This window comes from Nocardioides sp. NPDC058538 (assembly GCF_042719275.1).
Classification (GTDB): Bacteria; Actinomycetota; Actinomycetes; order Propionibacteriales; family Nocardioidaceae; genus Nocardioides.
The window spans coordinates 37,391-56,397 of sequence record NZ_JBHXNY010000008.1 but is presented as its reverse complement, the minus strand read 5'-3'; the positions used below and the strand labels follow the sequence as shown (position 1 = coordinate 56,397).

The 19,007-nt window shown below is 68.7% G+C and carries 19 protein-coding genes; 14 read left to right on the top strand and 5 right to left on the bottom strand.

Annotated elements, in window-relative coordinates:
- Positions 1-74: 74 nt before the first annotated feature.
- Together ACFWQC_RS09635 and ACFWQC_RS09630 are read left to right on the top strand one after the other, a co-directional pair.
- On the top strand, positions 75-1,241 hold the full coding sequence (locus ACFWQC_RS09635) for a nucleotide sugar dehydrogenase (protein WP_378676401.1): 1,167 nt from the start codon (positions 75-77) through the stop codon (positions 1,239-1,241).
- A 141-nt stretch (positions 1,242-1,382) separates the two neighbouring features.
- Positions 1,383-1,760, top strand: coding sequence for a phosphomannose isomerase type II C-terminal cupin domain (locus tag ACFWQC_RS09630; RefSeq protein ID WP_355021519.1), 378 nt, complete (start codon positions 1,383-1,385; stop codon positions 1,758-1,760).
- 6 nt (positions 1,761-1,766) lie between these two features.
- Here the strand turns inward: ACFWQC_RS09630 and rfbA are convergent, their stop codons facing one another.
- Positions 1,767-2,651, bottom strand: coding sequence for a glucose-1-phosphate thymidylyltransferase RfbA (rfbA, locus tag ACFWQC_RS09625; protein ID WP_378676398.1), 885 nt, complete (start codon positions 2,649-2,651; stop codon positions 1,767-1,769).
- Between the two features lie 94 nt (positions 2,652-2,745).
- On the opposite strand from rfbA, the gene rfbB reads away from it, so the two are divergent.
- Both rfbB and ACFWQC_RS09615 read left to right on the top strand, forming a co-directional pair.
- Positions 2,746-3,744 carry a dTDP-glucose 4,6-dehydratase gene (gene rfbB, locus ACFWQC_RS09620; protein WP_378676395.1) on the top strand — a complete coding sequence of 333 codons (999 nt, stop codon included), beginning with the start codon at positions 2,746-2,748 and terminating at the stop codon, positions 3,742-3,744.
- A 4-nt stretch (positions 3,745-3,748) separates the two neighbouring features.
- Complete coding sequence (locus ACFWQC_RS09615; protein WP_378676392.1) at positions 3,749-5,131, top strand: sugar nucleotide-binding protein; 1,383 nt, start codon at positions 3,749-3,751, stop codon at positions 5,129-5,131.
- Between the two features lie 73 nt (positions 5,132-5,204).
- Here ACFWQC_RS09615 and ACFWQC_RS09610 read toward each other — a convergent pair whose 3' ends face one another.
- Entirely contained in the window at positions 5,205-6,140 is a 936-nt protein-coding gene (locus ACFWQC_RS09610; protein ID WP_355224522.1) for a sulfite exporter TauE/SafE family protein, read from the bottom strand.
- Positions 6,141-6,168: 28 nt separating this feature from the next.
- Here ACFWQC_RS09610 and ACFWQC_RS09605 point away from each other — a divergent pair, with 28 nt between their 5' ends.
- The 3 genes from ACFWQC_RS09605 to ACFWQC_RS09595 all read left to right on the top strand — a co-directional run bounded on the left by ACFWQC_RS09605 (position 6,169) and on the right by ACFWQC_RS09595 (position 8,236).
- Entirely contained in the window at positions 6,169-7,125 is a 957-nt protein-coding gene (locus ACFWQC_RS09605) for an asparaginase (protein WP_378676388.1), read from the top strand.
- Between the two features lie 141 nt (positions 7,126-7,266).
- Entirely contained in the window at positions 7,267-7,707 is a 441-nt protein-coding gene (locus ACFWQC_RS09600; RefSeq protein ID WP_091045907.1) for a helix-turn-helix domain-containing protein, read from the top strand.
- Positions 7,685-8,236, top strand: coding sequence for a hypothetical protein (locus ACFWQC_RS09595; protein WP_378676385.1), 552 nt, complete (start codon positions 7,685-7,687; stop codon positions 8,234-8,236). The genes ACFWQC_RS09600 and ACFWQC_RS09595 overlap by 23 nt, the downstream gene beginning before the upstream one ends.
- Positions 8,237-8,381: 145 nt before the next feature.
- Here ACFWQC_RS09595 and galE read toward each other — a convergent pair whose 3' ends face one another.
- Complete coding sequence (galE, locus tag ACFWQC_RS09590) at positions 8,382-9,359, bottom strand: UDP-glucose 4-epimerase GalE (RefSeq protein WP_355021512.1); 978 nt, start codon at positions 9,357-9,359, stop codon at positions 8,382-8,384.
- A gap of 43 nt (positions 9,360-9,402) precedes the next feature.
- On the opposite strand from galE, the gene ACFWQC_RS09585 reads away from it, so the two are divergent.
- From ACFWQC_RS09585 to ACFWQC_RS09570, 4 genes are all read left to right on the top strand, one after another.
- Positions 9,403-10,077, top strand: coding sequence for a dihydrofolate reductase family protein (locus tag ACFWQC_RS09585; protein ID WP_378676382.1), 675 nt, complete (start codon positions 9,403-9,405; stop codon positions 10,075-10,077).
- A gap of 97 nt (positions 10,078-10,174) precedes the next feature.
- Positions 10,175-11,089, top strand: coding sequence for a sugar ABC transporter permease (locus ACFWQC_RS09580; protein ID WP_355021510.1), 915 nt, complete (start codon positions 10,175-10,177; stop codon positions 11,087-11,089).
- Positions 11,086-11,970 (top strand): carbohydrate ABC transporter permease, encoded by an 885-nt coding sequence (locus ACFWQC_RS09575; RefSeq protein WP_378676379.1) that lies wholly within the window; start codon positions 11,086-11,088, stop codon positions 11,968-11,970. The genes ACFWQC_RS09580 and ACFWQC_RS09575 overlap by 4 nt, the downstream gene beginning before the upstream one ends.
- Positions 11,971-12,012: 42 nt before the next feature.
- Positions 12,013-13,389, top strand: a complete 1,377-nt coding sequence (locus ACFWQC_RS09570) for an ABC transporter substrate-binding protein (RefSeq protein WP_378676377.1) — start codon at positions 12,013-12,015, stop codon at positions 13,387-13,389.
- Positions 13,390-13,473: 84 nt separating this feature from the next.
- Here the strand turns inward: ACFWQC_RS09570 and ACFWQC_RS09565 are convergent, their stop codons facing one another.
- Entirely contained in the window at positions 13,474-14,232 is a 759-nt protein-coding gene (locus tag ACFWQC_RS09565) for an enoyl-CoA hydratase-related protein (RefSeq protein WP_378676374.1), read from the bottom strand.
- 27 nt (positions 14,233-14,259) lie between these two features.
- Positions 14,260-14,910 carry a TetR/AcrR family transcriptional regulator gene (locus tag ACFWQC_RS09560; protein ID WP_378676371.1) on the bottom strand — a complete coding sequence of 217 codons (651 nt, stop codon included), beginning with the start codon at positions 14,908-14,910 and terminating at the stop codon, positions 14,260-14,262.
- Between the two features lie 108 nt (positions 14,911-15,018).
- Between ACFWQC_RS09560 and ACFWQC_RS09555 the strand changes: the two genes are divergently transcribed.
- Genes ACFWQC_RS09555 through ACFWQC_RS09545 form a run of 3 tightly spaced genes read left to right on the top strand, consistent with a single transcriptional unit; the run spans position 15,019 to position 18,967 of the window.
- Positions 15,019-16,641 (top strand): class I adenylate-forming enzyme family protein, encoded by a 1,623-nt coding sequence (locus tag ACFWQC_RS09555; protein ID WP_378676369.1) that lies wholly within the window; start codon positions 15,019-15,021, stop codon positions 16,639-16,641.
- On the top strand, positions 16,638-17,864 hold the full coding sequence (locus ACFWQC_RS09550) for an acyl-CoA dehydrogenase family protein (protein WP_378676366.1): 1,227 nt from the start codon (positions 16,638-16,640) through the stop codon (positions 17,862-17,864). The genes ACFWQC_RS09555 and ACFWQC_RS09550 overlap by 4 nt, the downstream gene beginning before the upstream one ends.
- The gene (locus ACFWQC_RS09545; protein ID WP_378676363.1) at positions 17,861-18,967 is read left to right on the top strand and encodes a phosphotransferase family protein; all 1,107 of its coding nucleotides are present in this window, start codon (positions 17,861-17,863) and stop codon (positions 18,965-18,967) included. The genes ACFWQC_RS09550 and ACFWQC_RS09545 overlap by 4 nt, the downstream gene beginning before the upstream one ends.
- The last annotated feature ends 40 nt before the right edge of the window (positions 18,968-19,007 follow it).

The following is a 19,007-nucleotide window of genomic DNA, read 5'->3' as shown; positions in this document are numbered from 1 at the left end:
CGATGTTCCCGTACGGGAACATCGCTGGTTCATATGCTGTGACCGGTCTCGAACCGCTGCTTACAGTGCCGAACATGAAGATCACCGTTGTCGGCGTGGGCTACGTCGGGATGTCGCTCGCCGTCCTGCTCGCCCAGAAGCACGACGTCGTCGTGCTGGACATCTCCCAGGAGCGGGTCGACCTGGTCAACGCTGCCAGGACCCCGATCGAGGACGCCGAGATCACCAGCTTCCTGGCCACCAAGGAGCTCGGCCTGCGTGCGACCCTCGACAAGGAGGACGCCTACGCGGGCGCCGCGTACGTCATCGTCGCCACCCCGACGAACTACGACGAGGCCTCGAACTACTTCGACACCTCCAGCGTCGACGGCGTGATCGCCGACGCGGCGAGCTACGCGCCCGATGCGGCGATCGTGGTGAAGTCGACCATCCCGGTCGGCTACATCGCGGCCAGGCGCCACCAGCACCCGGAGGCGACGCTCTTCTTCAGCCCCGAGTTCCTCCGCGAGGGCAAGGCGCTCCACGACAACCTGCACCCCTCCCGCATCGTCGTCGGCGACGACTCCCCGGCCGCGAAGGGCTTCGCCGAGCTGCTGCTCGAGGGCTCGCTCGAGCCCGACGTACCGGTGCTGATGACAGGGGCCACCGAGGCCGAGGCGATCAAGCTGTTCGCCAACACCTACCTGGCGCTGCGGGTCGCCTACTTCAACGAGCTGGACACCTACGCCGCGACCCACGGACTCAACACGACCCAGATCATCGAGGGCGTCGGCCTGGACCCGCGGATCGGGACGCACTACAACAACCCGAGCTTCGGCTACGGCGGCTACTGTCTGCCCAAGGACACCAGGCAGCTGCAGGCCAACTACCAGGAGGTCCCGCAGAACCTCATCTCGGCGATCGTCGAGGCCAACACCACGCGCAAGGACTTCGTCGCCACCGACATCCTGCGGCGTGAGCCGAAGGTGGTCGGCGTCTACCGGCTGATCATGAAGTCCGGCTCGGACAACTTCCGCGAGTCCTCGGTCCAGGGCGTGATGAAGCGGATCAAGGCAAAGGGCGTCGAGGTGGTCATCTACGAGCCCGAGCTCGACGAGCCGGAGTTCTTCCGCTCCGAGATCATCAAGGACCTCGACGAGTTCAAGCAGCGGGCCGACGTGATCATCGCCAACCGGCGCACCGACGTGCTCGCCGATGTCGCCGACAAGGTCTACACGCGCGACATCTACGGGCGCGACTGAGGCCCTCCGGCCGAAGAGTTCTGCCCCCGTGGGCGACCTGCGGGTAACGGACCGGTGAACATCGGTTCGCAATGAACCGTGCGCGGATGCGTACAGTTATGGTCGCGTCTTCTGCTCAGTGTCTAGGAATGAGGCAACATCATGGCTGGTGACTCCGAGACCCGCCCCTGGGGTTCGTGGCACGTCATCGACATCGGTCCGGGCTACAAGGTCAAGCGGATCGAGGTGCTGCCCAACAGCCGCCTCTCCTACCAGACCCACACCCACCGATCCGAGCACTGGGTGGTCATCTACGGCAAGGCCACCTGCATCATCGACGGTGTGACCACCATCGCTGGCCCCGGCGAGTCCGTCGACGTCGCCGTCGGCCAGGCCCACCGGATCTGCAACGAGACCGCCGAGCCGCTCTCGATCATCGAGGTCCAGCGCGGTGGCTACACGGGCGAGGACGACATCGTCCGCCTGGAGGACGACTTCGGCCGCGCCGAGCAGACGGCCGCGGTCGCGGCTGAGGCCTGATTCGGCCTAGGTCAGCAGCCCGAGCAGGTACTTCCCGTAGCCGCTCTTCAGCAGCGGCTGGGCGAGCTCGGAGAGCTCCTCGTCGGAGAGCCAGCCCTGGCGCCAGGCGACCTCCTCGGGGGCGCCGATCTTGGTGCCCTGGCGGTGCTCGATGGCGCGGATGAAGTTGGCGGCCTCGTTGAGGTCCTCGAGGGTGCCGGTGTCGAGCCAGGCGGTGCCGCGCGGCAGCACCTCGACCGAGAGGGTGCCGGCCTCGAGGTAGATCCGGTTGAGGTCGGTGATCTCGAGCTCTCCGCGAGCGGACGGCTGGAGGTTGCGGGCGTGCCCGATGACCGAGCTGTCGTAGAAGTAGAGGCCGGGGACGGCGTACGGGCTCTTGGGCTTCTCCGGCTTCTCCTCCAAGGAGACGGCCTTGCGATTCTCGTCGAACTCCACGACGCCGTACGCGCGCGGGTCGGCGACGCGGTAGCCGAAGACGGCGCCGCCGGTGATCGTCTTGAAGCGGGCCAGCTGGGTGCCGAGGCCGGGGCCGTAGAAGATGTTGTCGCCCAGGACGAGGCCGACACAGTTGTCGTCCTCGCTTGCGCTCGCATCGAGGAAGCCGACGTCGGCGCCGATCGTGAACGCCTGGGCGAGGCCGTCGGGCGAGGGCTGCTCGGCGTAGCTGATGTTGACGCCGAGATGGCTGCCGTCACCGAGGAGCCGGTGGAAGCCGGAGGCCTCGTGGGGCGTCGTGATCACCAGGATGTCCCGGATTCCGGCCAGCATCAGCGTGGTCAGCGGGTAGTAGATCATCGGCTTGTCGTAGATCGGCATCAGCTGCTTGCTGATCGCGAGAGTGATCGGGTGCAGACGTGAGCCGGTGCCTCCGGCGAGGATGATCCCCTTCATGGTCAGTTGATCCTACGGATGTTCACCCCACGTTCTAGGGAACCCACCGGGGCGAGGCGACCACCGGGTGGTTAATTCTGCCTACGATGAACCGGTGAGACGGATTCTTGTGACAGGCGGGGCCGGGTTCATCGGCTCCAACTTCGTGCACCACCTCGTGGCCAACACCGATGCGTACGTGACGGTGCTCGACAAGCTGACCTATGCCTCCTCGGAGGCATCGTTGGCGGGGCTCCCGGAGGATCGGGTGAAGCTGGTGGTCGGCGACATCGCGGACGCCGCGGTCGTCGAACCGCTGGTGGCGGAGTCGGATGCCGTGGTGCACTACGCGGCCGAGTCGCACAACGACAACTCCCTCTCGGACCCGGCTCCGTTCGTCCAGACCAACATCGTCGGCACCTTCGTGCTGCTCGAGGCGGTCCGTCGCCATGACGTACGTTTCCACCACGTCTCCACCGACGAGGTCTACGGCGATCTCGACCTTGACGACCCGAAGCGGTTCACCGAGGACACCCCCTACCAGCCGTCCTCGCCCTACTCGGCCTCCAAGGCCGGCTCCGACCACCTCGTCCGCGCCTGGGTGCGCTCCTTCGGCGTACGCGCGACGATCTCCAACTGCTCCAACAACTACGGCCCCTGGCAGCACGTCGAGAAGTTCATCCCGCGCCAGATCACCGAGGTGATCGAGGGGCGCCGGCCGCGCGTCTACGGCGACGGGCTCAATGTGCGCGACTGGATCCACACCGACGACCACTCCTCGGCGGTCTGGACGATCCTGGAGAAGGGCCGGATCGGGGAGACGTACCTGATCGGTGCCGACGGCGAGAAGTCCAACGTCGACGTCGTCCGCGCGATCCTGCGTCACTTCGGGCGTCCCGATGACGACATCGAGTGGGTCACCGACCGCGCCGGCCACGACCGCCGCTACGCCATCGAGTCGGGCAAGCTGCGCAGCGAGCTCGACTGGGAGCCGAAGTACCAGGACTTCGACAAGGGCCTGGCCGCGACGATCGCCTGGTATCAGGAGAACGAGGCCTGGTGGTCGCCGCTGAAGCACGAGACCGAAGCCAAGTACGCCGTGAAGGGGCAGTGATCTCGTGCCGGATCTGACCATCGAGCAGACCCCGATCCCGGGTCTGCTGGTTGCCCATCTGCCCGTGCACGGTGACGCCCGCGGCTGGTTCAAGGAGAACTGGCAGCGCGAGAAGATGGTGGAGCTGGGGCTCCCCGACTTCGGGCCGGTGCAGAACAACATGTCCTTCAACGCCGCCCGTGGCGCGACCCGGGGCATCCACACCGAGCCGTGGGACAAGTTCGTCTCCGTCGCGTGCGGGCGGGTGTTCGCGGCGTGGGTCGACATGCGTGAAGGGTCGTCCTTCGGGACGACCTTCTCGATCGAGATCGGCCCGGAGACCGCGGTCTTCGTGCCGCGCGGGGTCGGCAACTCCTACCAGGCGCTGGAGGACCGCACCGTCTACTCCTACCTGGTCAACGACCACTGGCGTCCCGGGTTCGCCTACCCGGCGCTCAACCTCGCCGACGAGACCGCCGCGATCGCCTGGCCGATCCCACTGGACTCCGCCGAGATCTCGGAGAAGGACAGGGCCAACCCGCGCCTGGCCGAGATCACCCCGATGAAGCCGAAGAAGACGCTGATCATCGGCGCCAACGGCCAGCTCGGCCGGGCCCTCGTGGCGGTCTTCCCGGACGCGGACGCGGTCGACCTCGACGAGCTCGACATCTCCGACGAGAAGGCGGTCGCGGCCTGGCCATGGCCCGACTACCAGCTCATCCTCAACGCCGCCGCCTACACCGCCGTCGACGTCGCCGAGACCGCCGACGGCCGGCGCACCGCCTGGGCCGCCAACGCGACCGCCCCGGCGCTGCTCGCCCGGGTCGCGACCGAGCACCGGCTGACCCTGGTGCACTACTCCACCGAGTACGTCTTCGACGGCACCGCCACCGAGCACACCGAGGACGAGCCGGTCTCGCCCCTCGGCGTCTACGCCCAGTCCAAGGCCGCCGGCGACATCGCGGTCGCCGGCGCCGCTCGTCACTACATCCTGCGCACCTCCTGGGTCGTCGGCGACGGCAAGAACTTCGTACGCACCATGGCGGCCCTCGCCGAGAAGGGCGTCTCGCCCACCGTGGTCGACGACCAGATCGGCCGGCTCACCTTCACCGACACGCTCGCCGCGGCCACCGCTCACCTGCTGCGGTCCGGGGCTGCGTACGGGGTCTACAACTGCACCAACGCCGGTGACCCGTGCTCGTGGCGCGACGTCGCCGCCGAGGTGTTCTCGCTGTCGGGGCGAGACGCGGGCGACGTCGGCGCCACCTCCACCGAGGCCTACTTCGCGGGCAAGGAGAGCGTCGCGCCGCGACCGCTCAACTCGGTGATGTCCCTCGACAAGCTCACCGCCACCGGCTTCGAGCCCGAGGACCACCTCGACGCGCTACGCCGCTACCTGAAGGCCTGACGCCCCGCTGGTCGAGCCGCCGGAGCGACACGCTCGGCCGCAGGCGGCCTCGCGGCTCGACCAGCGGGGCGTACTACTTCTCAGAGCGCTCCGGCAGCCGCCAGGCGGCGGCGTTGTTGTCGAAGGCCTCCAGGCCGCGCGACTGGCGGATGAAGCCCCACAGGAGTGGGCCGAGGAGCAGCATCGCGCCGCCGAGGAGCAGCAGGAAGGTGGCGTCGGCGCCGAGCATCTTGGCGCCCGAGAGGGTCAGCATGATGACGATGCCGCGCCGGATGACCGACTGCGAGACCCAGCGCGCCATCCGGGAGCCGAGGAACGTGCCCGGGGTGCCGCCGAGGATGAGCGGGATCAGCACCGCCCAGTCGACGCCGTGGTTGAGCACCTGGCCGATCGCGGCGGCCAGGACGAGCGGCACCGCCTGGAGCAGGTCGGTGCCGACCAGCTTCACCGCGGAGAGGGTCGGGTAGACCAGCAGCAGCGCGATCATGATGACCGAGCCGGAGCCGACCGAGGTGATGCCGACCAGCAGACCGCCGAGGGCGCCGATGACGATGGTGAGCAGCGGCTTCAGGCGCGGGTCTTCCTCGGGAGCCTCGTTGCCGCCGGTGACCAGGCGCAGCTGCAGGTACATCCGGAACATGTAGGACGCCGCCGCGAACAGCAGGGCCCCACCGAGGACGAGCTTGAGGAAGTGGTCGGTGTCGCCCGGCGCCAGCTTGTGGACGAAGGTGCCCAGGAACGCGCACGGCACCGAGCCGATGATCAGGTACGTCGCCAGCTTGATGTTGGGCGAGCCGTGGCGCCAGTGCACCGCGGCGCCGACCGACTTGTTGACCGAGGCGGCGACGAGGTCGTTGGCGACCGCGGTCGTCGGGGGCACCCCGAGGAAGATCAGCGCCGGCGTCATCAGGGCGCCACCGCCCATGCCGGTCAGCCCGACGACGATGCCGATGCCGAAGCTGACCACGAGCACGCTGAGCGCTTCTTGGGTGAGGAGGTCGGCGAACACGGGGCAACTCTCACATAGTCTCGCCCCCATGCCAGCACCTGTGCCGTTCGCCGAGATCATCCGCTCCGACTTCGTCGAGGGACACCACTACGGATCCGCCGTCTCCCTGGCGCCCGACGGCACCGTGAGCTGGTCGCTCGGGGACGTCGACTCGCCGATCCTGCCGCGCTCCTCGAACAAGCCGGTCCAGGCCCTCGCGATGGTGATCCTCGGCCTCGACCTGCCGCCCGACCTGCTCGCCCTCGCCTGCGCCTCCCACTCGGGCGAGGCGTTCCACAAGGAAGGCGTACGCCGCATCCTCGCCACCGTTGGCCTGGACGAGTCCGCGCTCGGCAACATCGAGGACTACCCGTTCGGCGTCGAGGCGCGGGAGGAGGCGCTCCGTCGCGGCGAGCCGAAGACCCGGCTGGCGATGAACTGCTCCGGCAAGCACGCCGCGATGCTCGCCACCTGCGTCGCGGCCGGCTGGTCGCTGGAGGGCTATCTGGACCCGAAGCACCCGCTCCAGGTGGGGATCCAGGAGGTGCTCGAGGCGTGCACCGGCGAGGCGGCGTACGCCACTGTCGACGGCTGCGGGGCACCGGCCCTGTCCGCCTCGCTGACCGGGCTGGCGCGAGCGTTCTCGACGATCGGCTCGGCGATCGACGGTCCGGGCGCGCGGGTCGCCGAGGCGATCCGGTCCCACCCCGAGTACGTCTCGGGCACGACCCGCGACGAGGTCGCGCTGCACCGGGCCGTACCCGGGCTGATCGGCAAGCTGGGTGCAGAGGCCGTCTATGCCGTCGCGCTACCCGACGGCCGTGCGTGGGCGCTGAAGGCCGACGACGGCGGTGACCGGGCGCGGGCGGCGGTGATGGCCGCCGCGCTGCTGCGGGACGGGGTCGGGGACTTGGACGGGGTCGACGCCGACGCGTTGCGTGCGACCGGGGACGCGCCGATCCTCGGCGGTGGGCGCCGGGTGGGGGAGATCCGCGCGCTTCTGTGATTTGCTAGCGGAATGCTAGCGAGGCGCGAGTGCCGTGGCGCCGGGTGTTTTCGCCGGTTGATGAGGTAATTAGTGGGTGATGTGTGTCACTTCGGTTGCCCAGGGCTTGTGTTTGCTAGCAATTGTTAGCACACTGGAGTCATGGTCAAGAGCAAGGTCACGAGTGCGGTCGGCACGCTCGGCGAGTATCTGAAGGAACAGAGGATCTCGGCTGAGATGTCACTGCGTCAGCTCGCCGACCAAGCAGGTGTGTCCAACCCCTACCTCAGTCAGATCGAGCGCGGTCTGCGCAAGCCATCGGCCGAGGTCCTCCAGCAGATCGCCAAGGCGCTGCGTATCTCGGCGGAGCAGGTCTATGTCCGTGCCGGGATCCTCAGCCCCGACTCCAACGTCGGGGGATCCGTGGAGCTCGCGGTGCTCGCCGACCCGAACCTGACCGAGCGGCAGAAGCACTCGCTGCTCGACGTCTATCACTCGTTCCTTGCTCTCAACAGTCGTGTCACCGACGATGCGCCGGCCGCCGATGAAACCGCTGAACCCCATCACGAGGAGAACCCAGATGCCCACGCTGCCCAAGATTGAGACCACCAAGCCCCTCAACGCCGTCGCCGGCGTTGCCGACCTCGCCTACGAGACCGTCAAGAGCTACGCCACCGACCTGCAGAAGAAGGTCGACGACTACCGCTCCGAGGCGACCACCAAGCTGACCGACGCCCGCTCCAAGGCGACCGAGAAGGCCACCGAGTACCGGACCCAGGCGACCGAGAAGGCGACCGCTGCCAAGACCACCGTGACCGGCTTCGACCCGAAGACGCTCCCGGCCCTGGCCAAGGAGCAGTACGCCGTGCTCCCCGAGAAGGTCAAGACCACCGTCAAGGCCAAGCTCGACGAGACCACCGGCTCCGCCACCGGCACCTACGACAAGCTCGCCACCCGCGGTGAGACCTTCGTCGCGAAGTTCAAGAAGGCCGAGACCGCTGACGCCCCGGCCGAGGCCCCCAAGGCTGAGGCCCCGAAGACCGAGGCTCCCAAGGCCGAGGCTGCTCCGGCCGCGAAGCCGGCTCCCGCCAAGAAGGCCCCGGCCAAGAAGACGGCTGCCAAGAAGGCCTGATCCTGGCCCTGTACGCCCGACGGCTCACCGAGGTAACTCGGTGAGCCGTCGCTGGTTTCGTGGAGTTCCACCAGGGAAGCGAGCGCAGACCGAGTTGCCTCGGTGAACATCCCGCCCGAGGCGATGTCCTGAGCCTGTCGAAGGGTCAGCTCGGGTAGTCGGCCCCGGCAGCCTGGCGGGCCTCCCAGGCGGTGGCGACCATGGAACGCAGGTCGTGGCGCATCTCCCAGTCGAGGTCGCGCCGGGCGAGCTCGCCGGTGGCGACGATGCGGGCGGGGTCGCCGGGACGACGCGGCTTGATGATCGGCTCGAAGTCGATGCCGGTCACCTCGCGGATGGCGTCCATGATCTGACGTACGGAGGAGCCGTCGCCCGAGCCGAGGTTGTAGACCGGCTCGAGGTCCTTGCCCTCGGCGAGCCGCTTGGCGGCGACGACGTGGGAGTGGGCGAGGTCGGCGACGTGCACGTAGTCGCGTACGCAGGTGCCGTCGGGGGTCGGGTAGTCGTCGCCGTTGATCTGCGGCGTCTTGCCCTTGGCCAGCGCGTCGAAGACGAGCGGGAAGAGGTTGTGGGGGCTGGTGTCGTAGAGGTCCTTGCTACCGGACCCGACGACGTTGAAGTAGCGCAGGCTGGTGTGCGAGAGCCCCTCGGAGCGCGCCACGTCGGCGATCAGCCACTCGCCGATCAGCTTCGACTCGCCGTAGGGGCTCTCCGGGTTGGTCGGCGTGGTCTCGGTGACCAGGTCGACGTCGGGGGTGCCGAAGGTCGCGGCGGAGGAGGAGAAGACCAGCGCGTCGACACCGGTGGCCGTCATCGCCTCGAGCAGGTTGGCGGTGCCGGTCACGTTCTGTGCGTACGTGTGCAGCGGCCGTTGCACCGACACGCCTGCGTACTTGAAACCGGCGAGGTGGATGACTCCCTCGACGCCGTGGTTGGAGATCGCCTGCTCGATCGCGGACTTGTCCAGCAGCGTCGCCTCGACGAACGTGACGTTGTCGGGCACGAACTTCGCGAACCCCGAGGACAGGTCGTCGATGACGACCGGCTCCATGCCCGCGTCGAGCAGTGCCTGCACGACGTGCGATCCGATGTAGCCCGCGCCTCCGGTAACCAACCAACTCATGCGATGAAGATAGCGGGGTGTCCTGAGCGGTTAGGTTTGCGGGGTGAGGCTCCTGCACGGTGACGGCGACCCGACGACCCCCGAAGGCCTGCGCGCCATCTACGCGCCGCCCCGCCTGCGGTGGTTGCGGGCCAACATGGTCAGCTCGCTGGACGGTGCGGCGACCGGCTCCGACGGCCGCTCCGGCACGGTCAACAACGCCGTCGACGTCGACGTCTTCCACGTCCTGCGCGACCTCGCCGACGCCGTTCTGGTCGGCGCCGGGACCGCCATCGCCGAGACGTACGAAGCCAAGGGCGCGCCGATCGTCGTCGTCTCCCGCCGCGGCCGGATCCCCGACGATCTCCGTGGCTGCGAGCCCGGCGCGGTCCGGCTCGCCACGGTGGCCGAAGCGCCCGGCCTGGCCGCCGCGCGCGACGAGATCGGCGAGGAGAACGTCTACGTCGCCGGCACCTCCGAGGTCGACCTTTCGGCGCTCGTCGACCGGCTGCACGAGGAGGGCATGCAGCACGTGCTGTGCGAGGGCGGGCCGACCCTTCTCGGCTCGCTGCTCGAGGCCGGCTTGGTCGACGAGCTCTGCCACACGATCACGCCCAAGCTCCTCGCGGGCGACGGCCGACGGATCGTGACCGGGCCGCCCAGGGACGTACCGGTGTCGTTGGGTTCCCTCATCGAGCACGACGGCACGTTGCTCGGGCGGTGGCTCGTAGCACGATGACGTTCACGGTCAGTTTCCGGTAACGAAATCTCGAGACCAAGAGTTTTACTCTTGACGGGGTCCGGCCCAGCCGCTTGACTCACCGATCGTGCCAGGTATGACGGCCGTCACGACCAAGCGACCACGTCAGGCACTCTCGGGAAGACGCTTACGGGAGTGGCTGATCTTCGTCGCGTTCGTTGCGCCCAACGTCGCTCTGATCGCGGTCTTCACCTATCGACCGCTCTTCCAGAACATCTACTACTCCACGCTCAACTGGACGCTCGGGTCGAAGTTCGCGACCCCGGTCGGGCTGGGCAACTACCGCGACTTCTTCACCTCCGGCGAGGCGAGCAAGGTGCTCACCACGACGGCGATCTTCACCGTCGCGACCGTCGGTCTCACTCTCGCCCTGGGCCTGGGTGTCGCGCTGGCGCTCAACCGCAAGCTGCCGGGTGCCGGCTTCGCGCAGGCGACGGTCTTCGCGCCCTACATCCTGTCCGGCTACGGCGTCGGGCTCGCCTGGCTCTACATCTTCGACCCCAACATCGGCGCGCTCTCGGCGGTCCTGCGCGACGTCGGCCTGAACAGCCCGGAGTGGATCAACTCGCCTCCCTGGACGCTGACGATGGTGATCATCGTCTACGTCTGGAAGAACCTCGGTTACGCCGCGGTCATCTACCTCGCCGGCCTGCAGGCGGTGCCGGGCGACGTGCTGGAGGCGGCCGATCTCGACGGCGCCGGCCCGGTGAGGCGGTTCTTCACGGTGACCCTCCCGCTGCTCTCGCCGACCACGTTCTTCCTGATGGTCACCACGATCCTCAACAGCCTGCAGGCGTTCGACCTGCTGATCGCGATGGACAAGCTCGGCCGCGGCGCCCGCACCCTGATCTTCGACGCCTACCTGACCGGCTTCAAGGAGCAGAGCCAGGCGGGCTACTCCGCGATGCTGTCCACGGTGCTCTTCGCGATCCTCGTGGTGATCACGCTCGTCCAGCTGATCGTCGTGGAGAGGCGGGTCCACTACCGATGAGCACGACTGCTCCCTCACGCAAGGTGCGGCTGAAGCGAAGCCCGAAGCAGTTCAGGTCCCTGACGCCGCTGACCGTACGCGACTACCTGGTGCTCCTGCTCGCGGTGCTCGTCGTCGTGCTGCCGCTCGGCTACATGCTCCTGGCCTCCTTCAAGGGCCCCGGCGACCTGGCGACCACCGACCTGGTCGTCTTTCCCGAGGTCTGGCAGCCGGAGAACTACTCCGAGGCCGCGCAGAAGGTCCCCTTCGGACGGCTCTTCCTCAACTCCACCATCGTCACGGTCGTGGGTGCCGGGCTGAAGGTGCTGCTGGCGATCCTGACGGCGTACGGCCTGGTCTTCTGCGAGTTCCCCGGCAGGAAGTACATCTTCTGGGGTGTGCTCGCCACGATGATGGTGCCGCCGCAGGTCACCGCGCTGCCCAACTACGTCTTCATCAGCAGCCTCGGCGGCGAGAACACCTACTGGGGCCTCATCCTGCCGGGCCTCGGCACCGGCTTCGGTACGTTCCTGCTGCGCCAGGCCTTCATGCAGCTGCCCTACGAGGTGATCGAGGCGGCTCACCTCGACGGCGCCGGCCACTGGCGGAGGCTGTGGCACTGCGTGGTGCCGATGTCGCTGCCGTCGATCGCGACCGTGGCCCTGGTCAACGTGGTCTACGAGTGGAACGACTACCTGTGGCCGCTGATCATCATCACCGATCCGGAGATGATGACGCTGCCGCGCGGTCTGACGCTGCTGCAGAACAGCGAGTCCGCGGCCAGCTCGTTCGGCGTCCTGATGGCCGGCACGGTGATGGTGCTGCTGCCGATCCTCGTCCTCTTCGCGTTCCTGCAGCGTCACATCGTCAACGGCTTCACCCAAGGCGGCGTCAAAGGCTGACGTCCTCAGCCCACAGTTGGCACAACAGGGAAAGGATGCTTCATGAACACCTCGTCCAACCTGCATCGCTCGGGTCTGATCCTGGACCGACGACGATTCCTCGGCCTCAGCGCCCTGGGCATCTCCGCGGCGGCGCTCTCCGCCTGCGGTGGGGGCCCGTCGACCAGCGGTGGTGGCGGCGGCGCCAGCGCAGTCGAGCAGATCGACTTCAGTGGCGTGAAGCCGGCCAAGGAGATCACCTTCTGGACCTCCAACCCGGGTGACTCGATCAAGGTCAGCACCGAGATCGTCAACGCCTTCAACGCCTCCCAGTCCGACATCACCGTCAAGCTCGTCACGGCCGGGGCGGACTACGAGGAGATCGCGCAGAAGTTCCAGACCGCGCAGACCGGCGGCGACCTGCCCGACATCATCAACCTGTCGGACGTGTGGTGGTTCCGCTACATGATGAACGACCAGATCATCCCGCTCGACTCCCTCTTCGAGGCGCTCGAGTTCGACACCGGCGACTACGTCGACTCGCTGCTCGGTGACTACCTCTACGACGACGCCCACTGGGCGGTTCCGTGGGCCCGCTCGACGCCGCTCTTCTACTACAACAAGGACCACTGGAAGAAGGCCGGCCTCTCCGACCAGGGCCCGCAGACCTGGGAGGAGTTCGGCGAGTGGAAGACCGAGCTCGCCGCGACCAGCGGCGCGAAGTTCGCCTTCCAGTTCCCGGCCCTGGCGGGCTACGCCGGCTGGACCCTGCAGAACAACCTCTGGGGCTGGGGCGGCGGGTGGTCGAAGGAGGAGTCCTTCGACATCACCTGCAACTCGGCCACGTCGGTCGAGGCGCTCTCCTTCCTCAAGGACTGGGTCTACAAGGACAAGGTCGCCGGGGTCGCCGGCGTCGACCAGATCCAGGACTTCGCCGCGGGCGTGGCCAGTGCGACCGTGGGCTCGACCGGTGACCTGATCAACGCGATCACCTCGGCGAAGTTCGACGTCGGTGTCGCGCCGCTGCCGGCCGGGCCGGCGGAGGCCGAGCGGATCTGCCCGACCGGCGGCTCCGGTGTCGGCATCCCGAAGGACATCAGCCCCGAGCGGCAGCTCGCTGCCGGCACCTTCATCAAGTTCCTCACCGAGCCCGAGCAGGCGATCAAGTTCTCGGAGGCGACCGGCTACGTGCCGATCCGCAAGTCCGCCGACCCCGCCGCGATCCTGAAGAAGACCCCGCAGGCCCAGGTCGCGATCGACCAGCTCCCCAACACCCGCTCGCAGGACTACGCCCGGGTCTTCCTGCCCGGTGGCGACCTGGAGATGGCCAACCACATGGCCTCGATCCTCACCGAGAACAAGGACGTCCAGACGGAGATGGACAGCCTGAAGGCGGCGCTGGAGAAGATCTACACCGACCAGGTGAAGCCGCACATCTGATCCTGCCCCGGCAGGTGACGGGCAGCGCCCGGTGCTCCGAGCAATGGGTCACCGGGCGCTGCCGGGTCGCGCTCGGTCGGCGGGTCATCGGAAAGCTGGTTTCTCCTTGGCGAGGAAGGCACGGACGCCCTCTTTGAAGTCCTCACCCGTGTAGACCTCCCGGAGAAGATCTTCGTCGCCGTCAGGAGCGGCCTCGACGCGTGCGGAGTAGCCCGCCAGCTGCGACTTGGTGGCCGCGAGAGTGACCGAGGAGAGCCCGAGCACGGAGTCGACGAGCGCGTTCACCTCCTGCTCGAGGGTTTCGGTGACGGCAGTGATCGCGCCGACGGAGTAGGCGCGCTCGGCTCCCACGAGGCGGGCCCCGAGGAGCATCTCCCGGGTGAGCGGCTCTCCGAAAACCGCTGCGCACCGGTAGACGATCGGTGCCGCGAGCGCGTTGCCGAGCGTCTTGGCGATGGGGTAGCCGAAGCGCGAGTGCGGCGTCGCGACTCGCAGGTCGCAGTGCGTGGCAACAGCGAGGCCGCCACCGACGCAGACGCCGTCGACGGCGGCGATGGTGACCTGCGGCAGTGAGTACAGCTTGCCGAGAAGCTCTCGAATCCAATCCTCGTACGCCACGGCGTCCTGCTTCAGGAAGTCGGAGATCTCGTTGCCGGCAGCGAAGGCGCGGCCGCCGGCCCCTTGCAGGACCAAGACCTTCACCGACGTGTCCGAGGCCAGCTCATCGCAGAGATCGTGCAGCCCGGCGTACATCGCCTGGGTGAACGCATTGTGCCGTTCGGGCCGCTCGAAGGTCACGTGGACGACACCGGGGTGCCGCTCGATGCGCAGATTCTCAGTCACGCCGCAGCAGCATAGTCGCGGCTCGTCTCACCCCGCCGCGACGTCCATCGGGGCACCGACGGTCATCCGCGTCATGATGACGTACCTGGTGGCGAGGTCGGCGGGGGAGAGCTCGCCACGGGGCCGATACCACTGGGCGACGCCCGTGCACATCGTAACGACCGCGCGGCTCACGTCGCGGGGATACGGGGTGCTGAACACGCCCTGCTCGGTTCCGGTGACGACGACGTCGTCCATCAGACGCTGCTGGCGGTCGCGGGCGGCGATGTGCGTCTCGCGGGCGTCGGCCTGCAGGCTGCGGAGCTCGTTGGCCGCGATGAACGCGAGCTCGGGACGGTGGGCGTGGAAGAGGACCAGGCACTCGGTCAGCAGGTCCAGGCGGCGTACGACATCGTCTCCTGCTTGGGCGAGCGCGGATCGACTCCGCTCCCACAGGTCCGCCATCGCGGTCTCGCAGATGGCCACGAGAAGCCCCTGCTTCGACGCGTGGTGGTGGTAGAGGCCGGGTACGGAGAGTCCTGCTGCGGCGGCGAGCTGGCGGATGGTCGTGCCGTGGTAGCCGTGCCCGATGAACGTCATCAGCGCGGCGTCGAGGATCGGCGGCAGCGGTGGGTGGGAGAAATCCCGCCAGTCGCTGCCAGCCTCGCTGGTCTCGTCCACGGTCCCGCTCAGGCTCATCTGCGTGCCCCTTTCCCGATTGCGAACCATATCCCTCTTGACACCGTGCGTGACGCACACCACAGTAGCACCCGACCGAGCGATCGATCGGTCGGGAAGGAGGGATCCGTGCAGACCGAGAAAGCCCGCCCCGAGTCGAGGCCCGAGTCGTTGGTCGCCGCCTGGCGTGAGCGCGTCGCTGGCCGCCCGAACGGAGTGGCGCTCACCTACTTCGACGGTCGCCTCACCGCGGCCGAGCTGGAGGAGGAGTCCGACGCGCTGGCCGTGGCCTTCGCGGGTCTCGGGACCGGGCGCGGTGACCGGGTGGGTGTCTACCTGCAGAACATCCCGCAGTACGCCGTCGTGCTGCTCGCTCTGTGGAAGCTCGGTGCGACGGCGCTGGTCCTGAACCCGATGTACCGGCGCCAGGAGCTGCGCCGACTGGTCGATGACGCCGAGGCGACAGGGTTCGTCTGTGCAGGCGAGGACGTCGCCGAGACGCTCGCGACGCTGGCCGGCAGCAGCGTGAGCTGGACGGTGAGCACCTCGCCGGCGGACTATCAGACCCGTAACGACCCCAGAGTCCTGCCCTCCGTCGAGCGCGCTCCAGCTGCCCCCGACGGTGATCTGGTCGCACTGGTCGAGGAGTGCCGTGGCCTACGGCCCGCCGCGATCGACCTGACCCGCGACGACATCGCGCTGCTGACGTACACCTCCGGGACGACCGGTCCACCCAAGGGCGCGATGAACACGCACGGCAACCTTCTTGCCGTCACCTCGACGTACGCCCGTTGGACCGGCATCGAGCCGGGGGATGTCGTGTTCGGGATGGCGCCGCTGTTCCACATCACGGGCGCGGTCGTGAACGCCGCCGTCGCGCTGCTCTCGGACGCGACGTTGGCACTGGCCGGCCGGTTCCACCCCGAGGTCGCCCTCGAGACATTCGCCGAGCAGGGCGTCACCTCCACGATCGGGTCGATCACGGCGTACAACGCCATCGCGGCGCTGCCGCAGGCGAGCGCCGAGCACTTCGCGACCGCCAAGCGGCTCTACTCTGGGGGAGCGCCCATCCCGCCGGCCACGGTGGAGCGATTCGAGGAGCGCTTCGGGCACTACATCCACAACGGGTACGGCATGACCGAGACCTCCTCGGCCGTGATCGCCGTGCCGCCCGGAGTGCGCGCTCCTGTGCACGGGCCGAGCGGCACCCTGCCCATCGGTGTGCCGCTGCCGGGGATGCAGGCCCGGGTGGTCGACGCCGACGGGAACCCGCTGGCGCCCGGCGGGCAGGGTGAGCTCGAGCTGGCCGGCCCACAGGTGGTGCCCGGCTACTGGCGCCGGCCGGAGGCCACCGAGCATGCGATGCCGCAGGGCCGGCTGCGTACCGGCGACGTCGCCATCATCGACGAGGACGGCTGGGTCTATCTGGTCGACCGGCTCAAGGACCAGATCAACGTCTCCGGCTACAAGGTCTGGCCGCGCGAGGTCGAGGACGCGCTCTACGAGCACGACTCGGTCCGCGAGGCAGCGGTCGTAGGTGAGCCTGACGAGTACCGCGGCGAGAGCGTGGTCGCCTACGTCTCGCTGGTGGCGGGCGCGCAGGTGACGCCCGAGGAGTTGATCGCGTTCGCCCGCGAGCGCCTGGCGGCGTACAAGGCGCCCCGCCGGGTGGTCGTCATCGACGAGCTGCCCAAGACCCAGACCGGGAAGATCCGTCGCAATGTCCTGCGTGACCAGGGAGGAAACCCATGAACGACGCCGCAGCTCTGCCCGCCGAGGTGGAGGACCTGCGCGTACGCACCCGCGCCTTCATCCGCGAGATCGTGATCCCGCGCGAGCCGGCGCCGGGCGAGCGGATGCCGCAAGACGTCCGCGACGAGCTGATGGCCGCGGCCCGCGAGGCCGCGGTGTTCGCGCCGCACGTCCCTGTCGAGTTCGGGGGCCAGGGTGTGCCGCTGCGGCACTGGTCGCCGATCTTCCAGGAGGCCGGCTACTCGCCGATCGGCCCGAGCGTCCTGAACTGTATGGCACCCGACGAGGGCAACGTGCACATGCTGGAGCTGATCGCGACCGAGGAGCAGAAGCGGCGCTACCTCGCTCCGTTGGCCGCCGGCGAGGTGCGGTCGTGCTTCGGCATGACCGAGCCGCACCCGGGGGCCGGGTCCGACCCGGCTGCGCTGCAGACCACCGTGGTTCGCCGCGGCGACCGCTGGGTGATCAACGGCCACAAGCGATTCATCTCCGGTGCGATCGGTGCCGCGTTCTGCATCGTCATGGCCCGCAACGAGGACGGTGGCGCGACCATGCTGCTGGTCGACATGGACAACCCGGGCATCCGTGTCGGGGAGCCCATCCACACGGTCGACCGCTACATCGACGGGGGACACCCGCACGTCTACCTCGAGGACTGCGAGGTCGGCGACGACGCAGTGCTCGGCGAGGTCGGGGAGGGCTTCCGTCACGCCCAGGTGCGGCTCGGGCCCGCGCGGCTCACGCACTGCATGCGATGGCTGGGACTCGCCCGGCGCTCGCTCGACATCGCCCTCGACCGGGCGGAGACGCGCGAGGTCTTCGGGTCGCGGCTCAACGAGCTCGGGATCTCCCAGAACCTGATCGCCGAGTCGGTCATCGACCTCGAGACGTCCGACGCGATCATCACCAAGACCGCCGGCCTGCTGGAGAGCGATCCGCGGGCAGGGTCCGCGCTGTCCTCGATCGCCAAGGTGCACTGTTCCGAGGCGATCTACCGGGTCATTGACCGTGCCGTGCAGCTGACCGGCGGCGACGGGGTTTCCGACGGGCTGCCGCTCGCGCAGTACCTCAACGAGGTCCGCCCCTTCCGCATCTACGACGGCACCAACGAGACCCACAAGTGGGCGATCTCCCGTCGTGCCTCCGGGCACCGGCGCAAGGAGATCGCGGCGGGGGAACCCTTCCGTGGCGAAGCGACCGTGCATGCCGAGGAGCCGACGTGAGCGCCGTCATCGCGACGTGTGCCGAACCCGACGGCGTCGAGGTAGTGCAGCGCCACGAGGACGCCGTGTCGCTGCCGCACCCGCCGCTGCTGGTCCTCGACTCCGTGGCCGCGTTCCTGGACACGCACGACCTCGGTGAGGGACCGGTCGAGTGGCAGCGGATCGGCGACGGGCAGTCGAATGTGACGTACCTGCTCCGCCGTGGGGGCATCGAGATGGTCCTTCGGCGCGGGCCGCGGCCGCCGCTCCCGCGCTCGGCTCACGACATGGTCCGCGAGGCGCGGATCCAGCAGCTGCTCCGCCCCGAGGGTGTTCCGGTGCCGGAGATCCTCGCGGTCTGCGAGGACGAGTCCGTGCTCGGTGTGCCGTTCTACCTCATGGAGGCGCTGGACGGTGAGGTGCTCACCGACCGCGTGCCCGACGCGCTGAACGCCTCGGTCGAGCGGGCCGCCACCTGCCGCGCGCTGGTCGACACCCTCCTCCGGCTGCACGCCATCGACGTCGCCGGCGGCGAGCTGGCGAGACTCGGCCGCCCCGAGGGCTACCTCGAGCGCCAGGTACGCCGCTTCGCCGGTCTGTGGGAGGTCAACTCCCGGCGCAGTCTCCCCGAGGTCGGCGCCCTCGCGGGCTGGCTGGGGTCCAGGGTGCCGCGCACTCAGGGCACCGCGCTCGTCCACGGTGACTACCGGCTCGGCAACCTCATGCTGCACCGGAACGCACCCGCTCGGGTGCTGGCCGTCCTGGACTGGGAGATGGCGACGCTGGGCGACCCCCTCGCTGACCTCGGCTATCTCACCGCCTCGTGGTCGGAACCGGGCGTCGCGGCCACGCCGCTCCACCTGACGCCGGTGACCGCCGGCCGCGGCTACGTCGCCTCGGCCGAGCTCGCCGAGCGGTACGCCGCAGGCACCGGCCTCGACCTGACCCCGTTGCCCTGGTACCAGGCGCTCGCCTTGTGGAAGGCCGCCATCTTCTGCGAGGCCATGTACACCCGTTGGCTCGCCGGCGAACGCCCCGGCGACGACTACGCCGCCGGTCTCGGGTCCGGCGTGCCGTTGCTGCTCGAGCGGGCCCAGGCGTACGCGGACCTGGCCAGCCGATGACGTTCCGCGCTGTTCGCAGCGCCGCCCCCAACCCCATCCC